The sequence below is a fragment of the Labedella gwakjiensis genome, from assembly GCF_003014675.1.
GTDB lineage: Bacteria > Actinomycetota > Actinomycetes > Actinomycetales > Microbacteriaceae > Labedella > Labedella gwakjiensis.
Genome location: NZ_PYAU01000001.1, coordinates 1747341 through 1765118 on the forward strand (window position 1 = coordinate 1747341; position 17778 = coordinate 1765118).

A 17778-nucleotide genomic window follows, 5' to 3' on the forward strand; every position below is an offset into this window, starting at 1 on the left:
GGGACGGTGCGGACCCGATCAGTCGGGGGAGGGAAGAGTGCGGCTGGAGAGCGACGAGGGGATGACCTCGTCGGAAGGAAGCGTGGAGTGCCCGGTCGCGGCAGCCGGGGCCGAGACGGTCGCCGCGGTGTCGCCGGCGGCGACGCCCGCCGCGGAGGCGGTTCCTGCGGTCGAACCGTCGGCGGGCGACGACGCGGGGAAGCCTGTAGGCAGGGACGGCGAGTTCGAGACGACGGTCGTCGAGGCGCTCGATCCCTGGCCTGCGGAGCCGGCGGCGGACGAACCGCCGGATGCGGCTGTGCGCAGGCCGGAACGCTCGATCCCACTCGCCAGGAGACCCCCGCCCACTGCGGCAGCCGCGAGCACGGAGAGCGGGCCGGCGGAACCGAGAACGCCGCCGGGGATGGACGGGAGACCGGGCATGGAGGGCACGAGAGGCGTGACGGGCTCGACGGTCTCGACGACCACGCCGACGACCGCGTCGCCGATGACGCCGACCGTGCCGACGACGTCGCGGACACCGCCGATCACGTCTCCGACCACGAGGTCGTCGACGGAGCCGGTGATGCCGTCCGTCGCGCCGGTGAGGAGTGACGGGCCGGTGATCGCGCCCACGACGGGGAGGGATCCGACCAGGTCATCGGCTGTTTCGGTGACGGGGGCGACGATCGAGGAGACGGGCGTGGGAGCCGCGTCGGCGACGCCGGCGACCGTGTCGTCGATCGTCTCCACGGCACCCGTCGTCGTGTCCGCGACGGTCTCCGTCACAACCTCGGTCGCACCGGACACCACGGGGGAGACCGCTTCGACGACCGGCTGAACCGGCTTCGGAACGACGGGCTTCGCGGTCTGGACGACCTTCTCGACAGTCTTGGTGACAGATGCCGTCGTGGGGGTCACGACCTTGTCGACCGTCTTCTCGACGACCTTCTCGACCGTGGACGTGGTGGCGCCGGTCGTGCCCGAGACGGTCGATCCGACGGTGTCGACGGTACTGCTGACCACGTCATCGACGCCGTCGAGCAGGCCGGACCGTTCGGGACCGGACGCGGACGCGGCGGTCGTCGAGAGGATGGCGGACAGCACGAGAAGACCGGCAGCCGAAGCGATACCGATGAGGACGAGGCGCAGCAGACGGTGAGCGTCGTGCTCGAAAATACGGTCCACGATCACGCTCCCCTCGAGCGATCCCTCGCAGCTCTCCCCTCGAGAGCTGTCGTAACGGCGAAGTTACGTGGGCCCCGACGAGCTTGTCAACCCCCTCGAGTTGACAAGCCGGGAGATGAGTGATAGTCACATCTGCCGCCTCGTCGGTCACCGTCGCGGAGTGGACTCCGTCCGCATCGTCACGATCGTCGCCCCGTCGATCTGCTCGGCGGCGAGCTCGACGGAGACCACCTCGAAGGCGTCGAGGGGGCCGATGTGCGTGCCTCCGCAGGGGATCGAGATCCGGCCGTCGGGAAGATCGCACACCCACTCGCGACGCCCGGTCAGAAGCGAATTCGGACGCTCGACGGACGCGTGCGCACCGGTGGCGATCCACGCCGAGAGCGAGCCGTTCGCGCGCTCGGCGACGGCGCCGGGATCGGCGAGGGACTCCGGGTCGAACCCGCGCTTCCGGAGCGACTTCCCGATCCGGTAGACGTCGACCGAGCCGTCGGGGACGATCGTCGAGGAGTCGATCGCGAGGGCGTCGAAGTTCGGCGAACCCGCCGCATCCGTCGCGACATCTTTTCGCCACGCGCCGGCGAGGGCCTGGTTGAGCGCGAGCGATGCGAGGTGGCATGCGGTGTGCCCGGCCGAGAGCGAGCGGCGGTACTCGGCGTCGACCGACACCGTCACGGCGTCACCCTCGGCGAACGGCGCCGCACCGTCGACGAGGTGGGCCACGACGAACGCCCACTCGGGAGTCCCCTTCTTCACCGGGGCGTCGGAACCGATGAAGAGGGAGTCGCCGTCCGTCGCCGCCACGATCGCGTCGAGGATCTCGACGCGCGAATAGGGCTCGATCGAGCGCGACATGGTTCCCCGGTCCGCCGGCTGATCCGGCCAGGCGGCGTCGACGGGGTGGAAGGCCGTCGAGTCGAGGATGATCGCGGCGCGACCGTCGGGAAGGTCCTCGCGGTGCAGCACGACGCCGGACGAGGAGAGCGAACCGTCGGGGTACAGGACGGTCGTGTCGATCGTGGGGAGAGTCATGTCTTCACCGTACGGTCTGTCCGGGTCCGGGCACGGCCGGCATCACGGGGTGGAGTCGGGGATCTCCACGTCGTCCACGCCGACGCATGCCGTGTAGGGGTCTTCCGGCACGTTGGAGATCGCCGGCTCGAGGTCGACGAGAGCGGTCGAGCCGTGCACGACGTCCGAGTCCACGATCACCTCGATCGCGGGATCGCGGCCGTAGGTGGTGAAGCGGTAGTTCGGCGCGTCGGAGTCGTCGATGATCCAGTCGACGCCGTTCACGCTCGTGCATTCGAGCGTCGTCGGGCCGGGGACCTCCACGCCGCACCGAAGGAGGATCGACGCGGGCGAGCCCCACGCGCCCGTCGCCTGAGCATCGGTGTCGCGCTTGGGCAGATCGGCGACCGTCTGCGGCAGCGCCACCGTGACGTACGCGCAGTCGGCGCTGTTGGCGTCGTCGGCCGCCTCGAGCGACACGGCGGTGGAGCAGCCGCTGAGGAGCGACGCCGACGCGGCCGCCAGGGTGACCACGGCGATCAGTCGGGAAGCGGTTCGGGCGCGGCTCATGGACATCGCCCTCAGAATAACCGCCGCGCCTGGGAGTCCGGCCGTCCCCACGTCGGTCCGTCGGGCTCGCACGGTCATGGCCGAGTCGACAGGATAGGGGGAGGCATCCCGGCGGCCCCTCGTCGGTACTCACCGACGAGACAGGAGAACCGTGGACATCGCGTCGACGTTCCACCCCGACCCGCACCGCTACGACACCATGAGCTACCGGAGGGCCGGTCGCTCGGGGCTCGACCTCCCCGCGCTGTCGTTGGGTCTCTGGCACAACTTCGGATCGAGCCGCAGCCTCGACTCGCAGCGCGCGATCGTGCGGCGGGCGTTCGACCTCGGGATCACCCACTTCGACCTCGCGAACAACTACGGACCGCCGTACGGAGCGGCCGAGGAGACCTTCGGTCGTCTCGTGTCGTCGGATCTCGCCCCGTTCCGCGACGAGATCATCGTCTCGACGAAGGCCGGCTACGACATGTGGCCAGGGCCGTACGGCAACGGCGGTTCCCGCAAGTACCTGCTCTCGTCGCTCGACCAGAGCCTCACCCGCATGGGACTCGACTACGTCGACATCTTCTACCACCACCGTCCAGACCCCACCACGCCCCTCGACGAGACGATGGGTGCTCTCGCCACTGCGGTTCAGCAGGGCAAGGCGCTCTACGTGGGCATCTCGAACTACGACCCAGAGCAGACGCGGCAGGCTGCGGCCGTCCTCGACGGACTCGGCGTCCCTCTCCTCATCCACCAGCCCTCGTACTCGATGTTCAACCGCACGATCGAGGACGGTCTCCTCGACGCCGTCGCGGAGACGGGCATCGGCAGCATCGTGTTCTCCCCTCTGTACCAGGGACTCCTGACGGACCGGTACCTCGGCGGGAACGTGCCGAGCGATTCCCGCGCGGCCACGAGCCACTTCCTCTCCGAGGAACGCCTCTCGGAGACGTACCTGGAGCGCGCCCGCGGTCTGAACGCGATCGCGCAGGAGCGGGGCCAGTCGCTCGCACAGCTCGCGCTCGCCTGGGTGCTGCGCCACGAGACGGTGACGTCGGCCCTCATCGGGGCGTCGAGCGTCGGCCAGCTCGAGCAGAACGTCGCGGCGCTCGACGCGCCTGCTCTCACCGAGGACCAGCTGCGCCGCATCGACGAGTTCGCGATCCACGGCACCGCCCGCTGAGCCGTTCGCGATTCGCCCCCGGACATGCCGAAGGGCGTCGCGTTCTCAGGAAACGCGACGCCCTTCGGGGGTCTGGAGAGGGCGACGACGCTCAGGCGGCGGTGCGCTCCGCGGTGCGACGAGTGCCGACGCGGGGCGTCGACGCAGCGGCGCCCACGATGGCGTCGGCAGCGGCGAGGACCTCGGAGGCTGCGGCCTCGTCGAGGACGGTCTCTTCTTCGAGCGGCTCCGTATAGACCAGGCCGGTTCCGCTGTACGACTGCTTCATGAGCTCTTCGAGCCACACGCGGTCGAGCTGCGGCATGTCCTCGCGGTCGTAGGCGAACGACACGGGGGCGCCGGGGGTCATCCAGGTCGAGCGCCGCTGACGGCTGCCCGCCTCGCCCGTCACGAGGGTCATGACGAACGGCTCGTGGCGGCGGTACCGCTGGAAGATCACGTACTGGAGGTGGGCGAGGGCCCGGTCGTCGACGGTGATGGTCGTTGCGTCGGGGCCGTATGTCAGCGTTGCCATGATGTTCTCCATAGTCGGAAAGGTTGGGCGGTCATCTCGGAAAGCGAGAGTCTCGCCCGATGAATATGTAGTTCGTCTAGCTACTTATCCGACCATACTCACAAGAAGCCCAAAAAGAAAAGCGGTGAATTTCGGCGGAAGTGTGCGATAAGATCGCTAGACGTTCTAGGCATGCTGCTAGTTCAACTAGCAAAAGGTGAGGTGGAACGACATGGAAGGCCAGGATTCGGAAGTCTCCGTCCAGGAGTACCCGTCGACCGAGTCCACCGACCGCACTCTCCCGAACGACCGATCGCGTACTCGCGATCGTCGTGAGGACACGGATATGCAGGTCGGCGAGACTGCGGCATCGTACGCGGCACCTCAGGCGACGGTGACCTCTATTCGCGCGCGCCCGGACGGCTCTCGTCCCGCGATGACGCGTGAAGAGACCTATGCGACCGATCCCGACGTCGCCGAACCGGGTGTCTCCACGACGAGCGGCGACATCCTCAATCTCCTCCGCGAGTACCGAGCCGCGGAGACCACCTCACGCCGCGGGGCGCGCCGCGAGTCCGCCATGGGTGAGACCGACCTGCTCGCCATGAGGTTGCTCGTCGAGGCCCACGCGGAGGGACGGCTCCTCACGCCCGGTGCGATCGCCGCCGCGCTGGGGATCTCCACGGCGTCGACCACAGCCCTCATCGACCGCCTCTCGACCGCGCGATTCGTCGTGCGGAAGCCGCACGAGACCGACCGCCGTTCCACCGTCGTCGTTCCGACGGTGCGGAGCGAGAAGGACGTGCGAGAGGCGCTCGGTCGCGGTCAGGCGAGCATCGCGCGCGTCGCCGACGACATGTCGCAGCACGAGATGGACGTCGTCGCGCGGTTCCTCACCAACCTGATCAGCGCCGTCCGGGACGACGCCGACTCGCGCTGACCGCCCCGAGCGCAGCCGGTCAATCGCCGAGCAGCCCGAGTTCCATCGCGCGCGTCACGGCACGCGTGCGGTCGCTCACCTCGAGCTTCTCGAAGACGTGCAGCAAGTGCGTCTTCACCGTCGCCTCTCCGAGGAACAGGCGTTTCGCGATCTCCGGATTACTGAGACCCTCGGCCACGAGACCGAGCACCTCGGTCTCGCGCGCGCTGAGCGCCACCGCCGGCCGGCCGACCCGACGCACGAGCGTCGCAGCGATCGACGGCGAGAGTGCCACCTCACCGCGGGCCACCGCCCGCACGCCCGCCAGGATCTCCTCCTGTGGTGCCGCCTTAAGGAGGTAGCCGCTCGCCCCCGCCTCCATCGCCGTGAGGATGCTCGTGTCCGTCTCGTACGTGGTGAGGATGACGACTCGGATCCCCGGATGCGCCGCGAGGATCCGGGCCGTCGCCTCGTCCCCGTTGATGCCGGGCATGCGCAGGTCCATGAGGACGAGGTCGGGGAGGAGCAGCGCCGCCTGCGCGACCGCCGACGGCCCGTCCGTGCCCTCGCCGACGACCTCGATGTCGTCGGCAGCGCCGAGGAGGGCGACGATGCCGCCGCGCACGATGGGGTGGTCGTCGACCACGAGGACCCGGATCATCGCGTCGCTCGCGTTCGGGGGAGCGATGCGGACAGCACGGTGCCCCGCCCCGGGGCGGTGTCGATCGCGAGGGTGCCACCGCTCAGGGTGAGGCGGTCCGTGAGACCGTCGAGGCCGAAACCCGTGCGCTCCTGGCGCGCGTCGAAGCCGCGCCCGTCGTCCCGGACCTCGAGCGTGGCCTCCTCGCCGTCGACGCGGAGGGAGAGCGCGGCGCTCGCCGCCCCCGAGTGGCGGCGCACGTTGGCGAGGCCCTCTTGCGCACATCGGAGCAGCACGACCTCCTCGTCCCGTTCGAGGGCGAGTCCAGCGGCCACGTCGACCGCGACGGCGATGCCGGTCTCCCGTTCGATGCGCGCAGCGAGCCGCCTCAGGGCTGCGGTGATCCCGCCGTCGTCGAGGGCGACGAGTGCGCTCGCCGCCACGAGCCCACGCGTCTCGGCGAGGGTCGCCCGCGCACTGTCCTCCAGCAGGTCGATCGTCTCGCCCACCGTGGGTTCGGCGGCCGTCACCTCTCTCCTGACACGCTGGGTGAGGAGGACGAGTCCGGTGAGGTCCTGCGCGATCGTGTCGTGCAGCTCGCGCGCCAGCCGCTCGCGCTCGCCGAGCATGCCGGCTTCTCGGCTCGCGGCGGCGAGGCGGTCCTGGGTCTCGCGCAGCTCGGCGAGCAGCCGCTCCTTGTCGCTGTTCTCCCGTTCGATGCGGCTGACCCAGAAGCCGATCGCGAAGCTCCCGCTGAGCGAGATCGTCTCGATCACGACGATCTCGAGGAGCAGACCGGCCGACCAGCCCAGCCCGAGGACGTAGCCGACGCCGACGCTCACGGCGAGGAGGACGTTGACCAGGACGGCCTCGCGGACGGAGCGCGCGAGCATCCAGAGCAGGGGGAAGAGGATCGCCTGCATCGTGGCGAGCGAGGGGGTGATCGCCGTGGCGACACCGCCGAGCGCGATGAGCAGAGCCATCGCGAGGGGAGCAGCCCTGCTCTCGTCGCCGCGACGGCCCACCGTGAACCAGACCACGACGAGTGCGGAGATCGCGCCGAGGCCGCCCGCGAGCTCGCCACCGTCCACTCGGTTCGCCACGAGGAGCGCGCTCAGGACGACGACGGCGACGAGGACGGCGACATCCCACCCGCGCACGTTCCTCATTCAGCCATCCTTGCGGATCCAGCGGAAGGTGAGTCGGCAGAGCACGAGTCCGAGGACGAGCCAGATCCCCGTCACGAGCGCGACACCGCTCAGGTTCCAATCACCACCGGCCTCGAGCGACTCGAAGGTCCCGGGGAGGAAGACGGCGCGCATGCCCTGTGCCAGCCACTTGAGGGGGAACTGGCTGGCGACGAACTGCAGCCAGTCGGGCAGGTCGTTGAACGAGAGGTAGACGCCCGAGATGAACTGCAGCACGAGCGTGATCGGGATGATCACGGCCGTGGCGCTCTTCCCCGTCCGCGGGATGCGGCTGAGCGCGATCCCGAGGATCGCCGACGTCGTGACGCCGAGGATGAAGACCCACGCGAAGGTGGACCACGCCTCCACCGTCGTCGGCAGGTCGACCCCGAACACGAAACGAGCGACGACGATGAGCAGGAGCGCCTGCGCCGCCCCGGTCACGAGCACCTGCCCGATCTTGCCGATGAAGTAGCTCACGACGGGGAGGGGTGTGCCGGCGAGGCGCTTCAGGGTACCGTCGCTGCGTTCCGTCGCGATGTCGATCGCGAGGTTCTGAACGCCGCTCAGGAGCAGACCGGCCGCGAGCATGGCCGGGAGGTAGAAGGCGGCGGCGCTCACGCTGTTCCCGTCGTCGTCGACGCCGAAGCTCTGCGTGCTGAACGCGGTGGAGAAGATCGTGAGCATGAGGAGCGGGAAGAGGAAGGTGAAGAAGACCGAGTCGCCCTGCCGGAAGTAGGAGCGCACCTCGTTCCCGATTCGGCTCATGCCGAGGCGGAGCGTCGTCGCGATCATCGGGCCACCTCCTCGGTGGTGGCGGTCGAGGCGCGGTCGACGAGGTCGAGGTACACGTCCTCGAGGCTCGGCCGGACGATCTCGAGATCGGGCACCTCGGCGCCGTCGTTCCGTGCGACGATCTCCGCGACGAGCCGGCCGGGTTCCGTCGTCCTCCGTTCGTGGAGGCGGTCGTCCTCGCGCCAGCGCACGATCGGCGTGCGGGCCTCGATCCCGCCGATCTCGTCGATCGCACCCACCTCGACGAGCGCGCCGCCGGCGATCACGCCCGCGCGGTCGCTCAAGCGTGCGGCCTCGTCGAGGTAGTGCGTGGTGAGGAGGATCGTCGTCCCCTCCTCCTTGAGGCCCAGGATGAGCTGCCAGAACTGGCGGCGCGCCTCGGGGTCGAAGCCCGTGGTCGGTTCGTCGAGGAAGAGCAGCTCCGGGTTGCCGATGATGCCGAGTGCCACGTCGACGCGGCGGCGCTGGCCGCCGGACAGCTTCCGGATGAGCGTCTTCTCCTTCTCGCGGAGACCGACGGCGTCGATGACCTCGTCGACGTTCCGCGGGTTCGGGTAGAAGCCGGCGAAGTGCGTGAGCTGCTCGCGCACCGTCGCGCTGCCGCTCTCGCCCGTGGACTGCAGGACGATGCCGAGGCGCGCCTTCCAGGCGGTGCCGCCCGTGCCGGGGTCCACGCCGAGGACCTCGGCCGTGCCGCCCGAGCGGTCGCGGTAGCCCTCGAGGATCTCGATCGTCGTGCTCTTGCCCGCGCCGTTCGGGCCGAGCAGGGCGAAGGTCTCACCGTGCGCGATGTCGAAGCTCACGCCGTGCAACGCATCGACGGAACCGTAGGACTTCCGCAGGTCGCGGACGCTGACCGCGTGTTCGGGAGATGTCATGCTCACACTCTCCTCCGGACGGGCGCCGAGCGGCAGCCGTGCACCGGTGGTCTTCTCCATCCACCGATCGGTGGATGCGGTCTCAGCTGGCCGGTTCGTCCGAGATGTCGATCTCGCTCGCATCCGGCGCGGGCCCGTCGGGGGAGGGCACGTCGGGGGCATCGCTCGAATCGGGGGCCTGCAACTGCTCCACACCGGCGAGGATCGCCTCGAGCCCCAGCGGGTGGCTCAGGACGCGGAAGTGGCCGGGCACCGGGATCTCCACGTTCGTGGCTCCGGCCAGCTGGCTCCCGTCGGGCACGTGCTGGTCCACGGGTGGGTAGATGGAGACGATGCGGGAGTTCACCTCGGCCTGCTTCGAGAGCTCGACGATGGTCGAATTCGTGGGGAGGAACGCGCGCAGGCTCGGGTCGAGCAGCCAGCGCGCCCAGCGTGAGCCGGCGAACGGCGTGCAGACGGCGACCATTCCGCGCACGTCGAGTTCGGCCCCGGCGGTGAGCATGAGGTGCTTGCCCACGAGCCCGCCCTTGCTGTGCGCCACGACGATGCGTCCGGGGTCGCGCACGGTGCGTCGGGCGAGGGCCGCGGCGAGCCGTGTGGAGGTGTCGACGACGGGGCGGCGGTTGTAGCCGAGCCCGCTCACGACGGCGACGGGGTAGCCGCGCGCGTTGAGCAGGTCGGCGACGGGCTTCATGAAGAGCCATGTCTCGTAGACGCCGGGGATGAGGACGATCGTGGGCTTGTCGGCGTCGCCGCGTCGGTAGCGGGTGGGGGCGGAGCGGGAGAAGAGCGCGCGCACGTGGATGACCCCGGCGATCGCGTAGTCGACGGCGAACCATCCGAGGAGGGCGAGGTATCGGACGAGACGGTTGCCGCTCGTGCTCATCGTGCGTCTCGGTCCCCTGCTCCCCATGGCCCGAGTCTAGGCCGCGCGTTTCCGACGGGGCTCGGGGTGGACAGTCCTCCGCGAGGGCTGCAGATCGATATCGAGGGCGGCAGGTGGAGGTGGCGCCCTCGCTCGGGAGTAGCCCTTTCGGGTTGCGACTTTCGGAGGAGGGTTCGAAGTGCCCTCGTTCGGACGTCGAGGCGTGGACCCGCCCGTTCCTACAGTCGAGGACGACCCCGGACCGCGGGGATCTCGACCTCGGAAGGACCTGCGCATGACTGCCTCAGACCACACCGGAACCGGCCGGGAGGGCGGGATCGCCGCTCTCATCCGGCGACGGCCCCTCGTGTCGTTCTTCGTCCTGGCACTCGGCCTCAGCTGGGTGGCGTGGACGCCCTGGATCCTGTCGGACAACGGACTCGGGGTGCTCGACTTCTCCTTCCCCGAGGTGCTCGGAACGTCGCAGCTCACCGGCATGCTGTTCGGCGCCTACCTCGGCCCGCTCGGCGCGGCCTTCGTCGTCACGGCCGTCACGGGAGGTCGAGCGGGACTGCGGGTCTGGGTCGGTCGGCTGCTGCGCTGGCGCGTCGCGCCGCGCTGGTACCTCGTGGCCCTCTTCGCCGTACCCGCCGCTGTTCTCCTGCTGGGCGCCCTCGCGTCGGGAGGTCAGGTGCACGCGCCGAGCATGTTCGCCGTGAGTCTCTACGTGCCTGCCCTCCTGCTGCAGATGCTCACCACGGGCCTCGCGGAGGAGCCGGGTTGGCGCGACTTCGCCCTCCCCCTCCTGCAGGACCGGTTCGGCCCGCTCGGCGCCGCCGCCGTTCTCGGACCCCTGTGGGGGCTGTGGCACGTGCCGCTCTTCTTCACGGAGTGGGGATCGTGGCCGAACGTGACGGTGCTGCACGTCGTCGAGTTCATCGCCTTCAGCGCCCTCTTCAACGTGGTCATCATGTGGCTGTTCAACCGCACGGGACAGAGCCTCCCGATCGTGATGCTGTTCCACGTGAGCCTCAACAACACGGTGTCGATCTTCTGGCTCGAGATGTTCCCGACAGTCCCGGCCGACATGCTCCAGCACGTGCTCCTCGCCGGAGCGGCCGTGGCCGCGACGGTCACCATCGTGCTCACTCGCGGTCGCCTCGGGCTTCCGCGCGTGGTTCCCGCGTCCGAGCGGTCGTCCACGGAATCCGAGAAGATGACCGTATGACCCCGACGCTGCGCAGGCCGAGCGTCACGGATCTCGCCGTGGCGCTCGGCGTCGGGGCCACCACGGTGATCGCACTCCTCGCGGCACCCCAGATCCTCGGTCCGCAGGAGGCATCGCTCATCGACCCGGCGTCGGTACGGGTGACGGCCATCGTGCTCGTGGTGCAGGCCGTGGCCCTGTGCGTCGTGCGCAGTGCTCCGCAGGTGGTGCTCCTCCTCACCTCGGTGGCCGCGATGCTCGTCGGCGTGGTCAGCCCGACGGGGGTCGCAAACCTCGCCCACGCGGCCGTCCTCGTCGCGGTGCTGCGTGCAACCCTGCTCGTGCCTCCCCGGCGGTTGTGGGTGCTCCTGCCCGTGGCCGGGGTGCTCGTCGCGGTCGGGCAGGCGGCCGACGTCCTCGGTTCGAGCGACCTCGCCGTGCCGGCGGTGATCGGCGCGGCCGTCCTGCAGGCCCTCGTGATCGTGGGCCTGCCGGCGGCCGGGGTCCTTGCGGTGACGGCGCGACGCGACGCGCGGCGCGCTCGCCACGGCGAATCCGAGGCCGTGCAGCGGGAACGCGACGCACTCGTGCAGGCCGCTGTGGCGCACGAGCGCACCGCGATGGCGAGGGAGCTCCACGACATCGCCGCCCACCACGTCTCGAGCATCGCGCTCATGTCGGCGGCCATCGAGCGTCAGATCCCCACCGACCCCGATGCCGCCACGCGCTCCGTCCGCCAGGTGAGAGAGCAGAGCCGGGCGCTGCTCGACGACCTCCGACGGCTCGTCGGGCTCCTGCGCCGCGACGGGGACGACCCCGAGGCGATCGAGACCCTCGAGACCGTTCCGGCGCTCGTCGCGGCCGCCCGGGCGACGGGACGCGACGTCGAGGTGCGCGTCCGCTCAGGGGGCGGCGAGGTCGGCCCTCTCGGACAGCTCGTCGTCTACCGGATGGTGCAGGAGGCGCTCGCCAACGCGGCACGGCACGCGCCGGACACGGCGTGCGTGATCGACCTCGACGGTACGGCGACCGACGTTTTCGTCGCGACGGTCCGCAACGGCCCGTCGGCGGGCGTACCGTCACCCTCGCCGTCGCGCGACGGCTTCGGTCTCCTGGGCATGCGGGAGCGGGCCGGCCTGGTCGGCGGTCACCTCGATGCCGGCCCCGATCCGGACGGTGGGTGGACGGTCCGACTCGCTCTCCCCTCGGAACCCCCGACGTCGGCTCGAAGGGAGTCAGAATGATCCGCGTCCTCGTCGCAGACGACCAGCCGCTCGCCCGGGCCGGCCTCTCCGCGCTCCTCGCCGCCGAGCCCGACATCGAGGTCGTCGGCGCGGCGGCGGACGGCGACGAGGCCCTCGAGCTCGCCCTCTCGCTGCGCCCCGACGTGGCGTGTCTCGACATCCGGATGCCCGGCCGCACGGGGATCGAGGTGACCCGCGAGCTCACGGCGCTCACCGCCGATCGCCCGGTCCCCGTGCTCATCCTCACCACGTTCGACATCGACGACTACGTCTTCAACGCCCTCGAGGCCGGCGCCTCCGGCTTCCTCCTCAAGGACGCCGAGCCGGAGGAGATCGTGCGGGCCGTGCGTCACGTCGCCGGAGGCAACGGCACGCTCGATCTGGCCGTGACGCGGCGGGTGCTGCGGGAGTTCACCCGGCGCCGCACGCTCCAGGCCGTCTCGACCACGAGCGAGGCGGCGAGCCTGCTTACGCCGCGAGAGCAGGAGATCCTCCGGCTGCTCGCGCAGGGCATGTCGAACGACGAGATCGCCGCCGCGCTCACGGTCGAGGTCACGACCGTGAAGTCGCACCTCGTCCGGATCCTGCCGAAGCTCGGTGTGCGCTCGCGACTCCAGGCCGTTGTGTGGGCGTACCAGAACAAGGTCGTGCTGCCCGACGGCTGACCGGGCGGTGGGCCGTCGTCGTCGCGGTCGAGGGCGGCAGATCGGTGTCGAGGGCTATAGGTGCAGGTAGCGCCCTCGCTCGGGAGTAGCCCTTTCGTTAGTCGATGAAGTCGAGGGCGACGAGGCGGGTGAGGACCTCGCGGCCGGCCGGCGGGCAGCGGTCGTGCGCGCGTGAGTCGACCCAGTGGATGGCGTCGATCTCGGACGACGGGCGAGGGTCGTCGTCCGTGTCGCCGGCGAAGACGGCCATGCGCACGAGCCGCCCGTCCGGCTCGCCGTGCGCCTGCGTCACCACCGTGAAGAGCTCGCGCACGCTCTCCGGGCGCAGCCGTACGGCGACCTCTTCGAGGCTCTCGCGGACCGCGGCGTCGGCGGCGGACTCGCCGTCATCGATCTTCCCTCCCGGCATGTAGAGCACGTCGCGCGCCCGCGCCGTCACCATGAGCACCCGCCGGTCCCGCACGAGGGCGAGGGCCGCCACGAGGATGTCGGGGAGGGCCGGCTCGGGTTCGGGCATCCGCCCAGGCTATCGACCGCGCTTCGAGAGAGTCGCGCATTCCCGTGACGCCCCTCGCGCGAGCCGGGCACGGTTTCGACAACCGCTCCACGAATTCCGCAACCGCACTACGCCTAAACTGGACGGTAAGACTGCCCGGCGATCCGGCCGCGGCACGACCACACACATCAGGAGTTCTCCCGTGGCCTCAGCCAGCCGCCTCGATTCGGTCATCGCCCTCGCCCGCCACCGCGGGTTCGTCTTCCAGGCGGGAGAGATCTACGGCGGTTCGCGCTCCGCGTGGGACTACGGGCCCCTCGGCGTGGAGCTGAAGGAGAACATCAAGAAGCAGTGGTGGAAGTACATGGTCACGCGTCGCGACGACGTCGTGGGTCTCGACTCCTCCGTCATCCTGCCCCGCCAGGTGTGGGTCGCCTCCGGCCACGTCGGCGTCTTCACCGACCCGCTCGTCGAGTGCCTCCACTGCCACAAGCGCTTCCGCGAGGACCACCTCATCGAGGCCTTCGAGGAGAAGAAGGGTCGAGCCCCGGAGAACGGCATGCTCGACATCGCCTGCCCCAACTGCGGAACCCGCGGCGAGTGGACGCCCCCGCGCGACTTCAACATGATGCTGAAGACCCACCTCGGCCCCGTGGAGGACGAGTCCGGCCTCCACTACCTCCGGCCCGAGACGGCGCAGGGCATCTTCGTGAACTTCGCGAACGTGCTCCAGTCGGCGCGCGTGAAGCCGCCGTTCGGCGTCGGCCAGATCGGCAAGTCGTTCCGCAACGAGATCACGCCCGGAAACTTCATCTTCCGCACGCGTGAGTTCGAGCAGATGGAGCTCGAGTTCTTCGTCGAGCCCGGCACGGACGAGGAATGGCACCAGCACTGGATCGACTACCGGATGAACTGGTACACCGACCTCGGCATCGACCCCGAGAACCTGCGCCTCTTCGAGCACCCGCAGGAGAAGCTGTCCCACTACTCGAAGCGCACCGTCGACATCGAGTACAAGTTCGGCTTCACGGGCAGCGAGTGGGGTGAGCTCGAGGGCGTCGCGAACCGCACCGACTTCGACCTCACGACGCACGCGAAGCACTCGGGCAAGGACCTCTCCTACTTCGACCAGACGAAGAACGAGCGCTGGGTGCCCTACGTCATCGAGCCGGCGGCGGGCCTCACGCGCTCACTCATGGCGTTCCTCGTCGACGCCTACGTGGAGGAGGAGGTGCCGAACGCCAAGGGCGGCACCGACAAGCGCACCGTCCTGAAGCTCGACCCGCGCCTCGCCCCCGTGAAGGTGGCCGTGCTTCCGCTCAGCCGCAACGAGGCGCTCTCGCCCCTCGCGCGCCAGGTCGCGGCCGAGCTGCGCGACCAGTGGAACGTGGACTTCGACGATTCCGGCGCGATCGGCCGCCGCTACCGCCGCCAGGACGAGATCGGCACGCCCTTCTGCGTCACGGTCGACTTCGACTCCCTCGAGGACAACGCCGTCACCGTGCGCGACCGCGACACGATGCAGCAGGAGCGTGTGCCGATCGACACCCTCTTCGGCTACCTCGCGCAGCGCCTCCGCGGCGCCTGACGCAGCGACCACGCGACGATCGGGCCCGGCGGCGATGCTGCCGGGCCCGATCCGTATCGTCGGTGGTCCGTCGTCAGTCCTCGGTGTCGACATCGCTCGAGAGGACGGAGAAGTCCGCTCCGAGATCGATCTCGACGGTCGTCCGGTCCGCCCGGAGCACGGTGACGTCGTAGGGTGAGCGCCCGTCGTCGTCGATGCTGATGTCCGTGATGACGCCGTCGCTCTCGGCGAGGGCGGCTGCGACGATCGCCTCGACGGTCTGAACGTCGAGTTCGCCGGTCGGGCCCTGGTCGTCGTCGGCGACGTCCGTGTCCGAGACCCGAGCGGTTCCGTCGGCGTCCACGGAGACGGTCGTCTCGTCACCGTTCGTCGCCTCGAACTGCACGTCCCATCCGCCGACGTTCGTCGCATCGACGTCGGTCGCGACGCCGCCGAGACCGTCGGACGCAGCGACGTCCGCGGCTGTCGCGATGACGTCATTGATCTCGTCGGCGTCGGCGGTGCCCACATGGGTCAAGGTGGTGGGGGCACCGCTCGGGGTCGTCCCTCCGTCCGTGGAGGCGTCGTCCTGGCCGGTCACCTGGTCGCCCAGGTCGGCGGTGTCGGAGACGCGACGATCGTCGTCGTCGTCCGACAGACTCGCGCCGAGAGCGACCCCGCCTCCCACCAGGACGGCGGCCGCGAGCACTCCGCCGCCGATGAGGAGGGCCGTCCGCTTCGTCGTCGAGCGCTTTGCCGGGGTCGTGCCGTTGCTGCCGATGTCACCGTAGTTGTTGGTCATGACGTCATTGTGGACGACGGGAACTGAAGCCACCCTGAAGCGCCGCCTCACCCCGGACGGGGGAGGGCTCGCGGCAAGGAGGCGGCACCGTAGCCCCCTACCATGGGGACTACCACCCATTCGGACGCGTTGACAGCATTTCCTGAGGAATGCCACGCTTGACCGGAATCCCCCCATCGAAGGAGAGACACCATGTCCGACCCCAACGCGTCGAACCCCCCGTCGTACCAGCCCGCTCAGCCCTACCAGAACGGTGGCTCCACGCAGGGCTACGGCCAGGCGCCCCAGTCGCAGAAGACCAACCTCCTGGCGATCCTGTCGCTCGTGGGCGCTTTCGTCTTCTCGCTCGCTGGCCTCATCCTCGGCATCATCGCCCTCAAGCAGATCAAGCAGACGGGTGAGCAGGGCCGCGGCCTCGCCCTCGCCGGCATCATCATCAGCTCGATCTCGATCGTGCTCGTGATCATCTACGTGATCGTCGTCGTCGTCATCATCGGCTCGGCCGGCGTGAGCAGCTACAACATGTGATCGTTCCGTCACGGAACTCGAAGCGCCCCTCGCGAACTCTGGCCGGGGGCGCTTCGTCGTTCCCGCGGGAAGCTCAGGCGGTCTCGTCCGCCGTGTCCGTCGCCGAGGCCGGACGGTTCTCGAGGGAGAGGCTCGCGTCGATCCCGAACAGGGCGTCGAGCGCGTCGACGTAGCGCTCGTGGTCGCCCGCGTGGGCGGCGTCGCGCGCACGCACCATGGGGGTGTGGAGGAGGACGCCGGCCAGGTGGCGCAGCGCCTGCTCCGTCCGTCCGTCGTCGTCTCCACGCGAGCGTGCGCGATCGATCTCCGCGTCGAGGATGCCGAACACGTGCTGGCGCAGCGCCACGACGGCCGGCGTGAGCGTGATCTCGTCCGACACGGTGGTGTACTTCTCGGCCGCGCGGCTGACGATGCGGCGGGCGTCGTCCGTGGCCTGCAGCTCCTCGAGCGGAGCGTGGATGCGGATGGTCTCGAGGTCGAGCAGCTCGACGCCGTGCACGGTGGCGACCGACGGGTCGACGTTGCGGGGCAGGCCGAGGTCGATGACGAGCTTGCGTCCCGTGGGGACGGGGCACTCCTCGGCATCGAGGCGCGCGGCCGGGAGGGCGTGGGCGGCCTCGTGACTCGGGGCGAGGTGGCGGGGTGCTGCGGCGGCCTCGGCGTCGACGACCACGGCGGCGAGGGTCTCGTCGGTGTTCTCGTCGACGATCGTGACGGCCGCGGTCGCGGTGCTCGCGTGCGGGTGGACTGCGCCCATCTCGCGCCGGCCGGCCTCGAGGATGTCGGCGTCGAGAACGGAACCGGACGCCGTCGTGCAGGTGACGACGAGGCCTGCCGTCGCGGCCTCACGAGCGAAGTCGGCGTGCTCCACGAGGCGGATGCCGTGGCGTGCCGCGAAGCGCTCGCCGCGGCCGGAGGGGGAGTAGACGCCGATGTCGGTCGCTCCGCGGTCCGCGATGGCCGCGAGGCTCGCCCCCGCGTACGCCCCGGTGCCCACGAGCAGGACGCGCACGCCGCTCCAGTCCTCCACGCGAGACTCCGCGAGGTCGAGCGCGAGGCGGACGAGCGAGCGACCGGCGCGACCGATCGGGGTGCTGTTCTTCACGCCGCGCGACGTCTGCGAGGCCCGCTGGAACGCGCGCTCGAGGTCGGAGGAGGTGGTGCCCGCGGCCCGCGCCCGCTCGAGCGCTCTGCGCACCTGACCGGCGATCTCGCCCTCGCCCACGACGACGGACTCGAGGCCCGCGGCGACGGCGAAGAGGTGCTCGGCCGCCCCGCGGCCGACGTGCATGTCGAGCGTCCCGGTGAGCTCGGCGCTCTCCAGATCGGTGGAGCGACGGATGGCGTCGACGGTGGCCTCGAGGGCGCGCTGCTCGAATCCGGCCGCGGGCTCGTCCACGTCGATGTACGCCTCGAAGCGATTGCAGGTGGCGACGACGACCGCTCCGGCGAGGCTCTCGTCGTGACCGGTGATGCGCTGCGCGATGGTGCCCGGGTCGACGGCGAGCCTCTCGAGGAGGTCGAAGCTGGCGTTCTTGTGATTCGCCGTCAGACAGATCAGCACCCGTCCATTCTA

At 70.1% G+C, this 17778-nt stretch carries 19 protein-coding genes; 7 read left to right on the plus strand and 12 right to left on the minus strand.

Annotated features, from left to right (window positions below; all coding sequences use genetic code 11):
- Positions 1 to 18: 18 nt before the first annotated feature.
- From CLV49_RS08280 to CLV49_RS08290, 3 genes are all read right to left on the minus strand, one after another.
- Positions 19 to 1167, minus strand: coding sequence for a hypothetical protein (locus tag CLV49_RS08280; RefSeq protein ID WP_127054380.1), 1149 nt, complete (start codon positions 1165 to 1167; stop codon positions 19 to 21).
- 147 nt (positions 1168 to 1314) lie between these two features.
- Positions 1315 to 2199: an alanyl-tRNA editing protein gene (locus tag CLV49_RS08285; RefSeq protein WP_106563120.1), complete on the minus strand. Its 885-nt coding sequence runs from the start codon at positions 2197 to 2199 to the stop codon at positions 1315 to 1317.
- Between the two features lie 42 nt (positions 2200 to 2241).
- Positions 2242 to 2748 carry a DUF3515 domain-containing protein gene (locus CLV49_RS08290; protein WP_106564970.1) on the minus strand — a complete coding sequence of 169 codons (507 nt, stop codon included), beginning with the start codon at positions 2746 to 2748 and terminating at the stop codon, positions 2242 to 2244.
- 151 nt (positions 2749 to 2899) lie between these two features.
- Between CLV49_RS08290 and mgrA the strand changes: the two genes are divergently transcribed.
- The gene (mgrA, locus tag CLV49_RS08295) at positions 2900 to 3916 is read left to right on the plus strand and encodes an L-glyceraldehyde 3-phosphate reductase (protein ID WP_279432407.1); all 1017 of its coding nucleotides are present in this window, start codon (positions 2900 to 2902) and stop codon (positions 3914 to 3916) included.
- A gap of 91 nt (positions 3917 to 4007) precedes the next feature.
- Here mgrA and CLV49_RS08300 read toward each other — a convergent pair whose 3' ends face one another.
- On the minus strand, positions 4008 to 4430 hold the full coding sequence (locus CLV49_RS08300) for a DUF7882 family protein (protein WP_127054378.1): 423 nt from the start codon (positions 4428 to 4430) through the stop codon (positions 4008 to 4010).
- A gap of 415 nt (positions 4431 to 4845) precedes the next feature.
- Between CLV49_RS08300 and CLV49_RS08305 the strand changes: the two genes are divergently transcribed.
- Positions 4846 to 5349, plus strand: coding sequence for a MarR family winged helix-turn-helix transcriptional regulator (locus CLV49_RS08305; protein WP_158261932.1), 504 nt, complete (start codon positions 4846 to 4848; stop codon positions 5347 to 5349).
- A 19-nt stretch (positions 5350 to 5368) separates the two neighbouring features.
- Here CLV49_RS08305 and CLV49_RS08310 read toward each other — a convergent pair whose 3' ends face one another.
- The 5 genes from CLV49_RS08310 to CLV49_RS08330 all read right to left on the minus strand — a co-directional run bounded on the left by CLV49_RS08310 (position 5369) and on the right by CLV49_RS08330 (position 9741).
- Positions 5369 to 5989: a response regulator gene (locus CLV49_RS08310; RefSeq protein ID WP_106563123.1), complete on the minus strand. Its 621-nt coding sequence runs from the start codon at positions 5987 to 5989 to the stop codon at positions 5369 to 5371.
- Positions 5986 to 7137 (minus strand): sensor histidine kinase, encoded by a 1152-nt coding sequence (locus CLV49_RS08315; RefSeq protein ID WP_106563124.1) that lies wholly within the window; start codon positions 7135 to 7137, stop codon positions 5986 to 5988. Before CLV49_RS08315 ends, CLV49_RS08310 begins: the two co-directional genes overlap by 4 nt.
- The gene (locus CLV49_RS08320; RefSeq protein WP_106563125.1) at positions 7138 to 7950 is read right to left on the minus strand and encodes an ABC transporter permease; all 813 of its coding nucleotides are present in this window, start codon (positions 7948 to 7950) and stop codon (positions 7138 to 7140) included. It lies immediately after the preceding gene.
- On the minus strand, positions 7947 to 8828 hold the full coding sequence (locus tag CLV49_RS08325) for an ABC transporter ATP-binding protein (protein ID WP_106564972.1): 882 nt from the start codon (positions 8826 to 8828) through the stop codon (positions 7947 to 7949). Before CLV49_RS08325 ends, CLV49_RS08320 begins: the two co-directional genes overlap by 4 nt.
- Positions 8829 to 8910: 82 nt before the next feature.
- Complete coding sequence (locus tag CLV49_RS08330; protein WP_127054376.1) at positions 8911 to 9741, minus strand: esterase/lipase family protein; 831 nt, start codon at positions 9739 to 9741, stop codon at positions 8911 to 8913.
- Positions 9742 to 9988: 247 nt separating this feature from the next.
- On the opposite strand from CLV49_RS08330, the gene CLV49_RS08335 reads away from it, so the two are divergent.
- From CLV49_RS08335 to CLV49_RS08345, 3 genes are read left to right on the plus strand one after another with little or no spacing between them, the layout of a single operon-like run.
- Entirely contained in the window at positions 9989 to 10921 is a 933-nt protein-coding gene (locus CLV49_RS08335) for a CPBP family intramembrane glutamic endopeptidase (RefSeq protein ID WP_106563127.1), read from the plus strand.
- Positions 10918 to 12144, plus strand: a complete 1227-nt coding sequence (locus CLV49_RS08340; RefSeq protein ID WP_106563128.1) for a sensor histidine kinase — start codon at positions 10918 to 10920, stop codon at positions 12142 to 12144. The genes CLV49_RS08335 and CLV49_RS08340 overlap by 4 nt, the downstream gene beginning before the upstream one ends.
- Positions 12141 to 12809, plus strand: a complete 669-nt coding sequence (locus CLV49_RS08345) for a response regulator (protein ID WP_106563129.1) — start codon at positions 12141 to 12143, stop codon at positions 12807 to 12809. Before CLV49_RS08340 ends, CLV49_RS08345 begins: the two co-directional genes overlap by 4 nt.
- Positions 12810 to 12906: 97 nt before the next feature.
- Here the strand turns inward: CLV49_RS08345 and CLV49_RS08350 are convergent, their stop codons facing one another.
- Positions 12907 to 13326 carry an NUDIX hydrolase gene (locus CLV49_RS08350; protein WP_106563130.1) on the minus strand — a complete coding sequence of 140 codons (420 nt, stop codon included), beginning with the start codon at positions 13324 to 13326 and terminating at the stop codon, positions 12907 to 12909.
- 181 nt (positions 13327 to 13507) lie between these two features.
- Here CLV49_RS08350 and CLV49_RS08355 point away from each other — a divergent pair, with 181 nt between their 5' ends.
- Positions 13508 to 14893, plus strand: a complete 1386-nt coding sequence (locus tag CLV49_RS08355) for a glycine--tRNA ligase (RefSeq protein WP_106563131.1) — start codon at positions 13508 to 13510, stop codon at positions 14891 to 14893.
- A 73-nt stretch (positions 14894 to 14966) separates the two neighbouring features.
- Here CLV49_RS08355 and CLV49_RS08360 read toward each other — a convergent pair whose 3' ends face one another.
- Positions 14967 to 15674 carry a hypothetical protein gene (locus CLV49_RS08360; RefSeq protein ID WP_106563132.1) on the minus strand — a complete coding sequence of 236 codons (708 nt, stop codon included), beginning with the start codon at positions 15672 to 15674 and terminating at the stop codon, positions 14967 to 14969.
- 192 nt (positions 15675 to 15866) lie between these two features.
- Between CLV49_RS08360 and CLV49_RS08365 the strand changes: the two genes are divergently transcribed.
- A complete protein-coding gene (locus CLV49_RS08365; RefSeq protein WP_106563133.1) occupies positions 15867 to 16202 on the plus strand; it encodes a DUF4190 domain-containing protein in 336 nt (111 codons plus the stop codon).
- Positions 16203 to 16275: 73 nt separating this feature from the next.
- Here the strand turns inward: CLV49_RS08365 and CLV49_RS08370 are convergent, their stop codons facing one another.
- Entirely contained in the window at positions 16276 to 17766 is a 1491-nt protein-coding gene (locus tag CLV49_RS08370) for a glutamyl-tRNA reductase (RefSeq protein ID WP_106563134.1), read from the minus strand.
- Positions 17767 to 17778 lie beyond the last annotated feature (12 nt).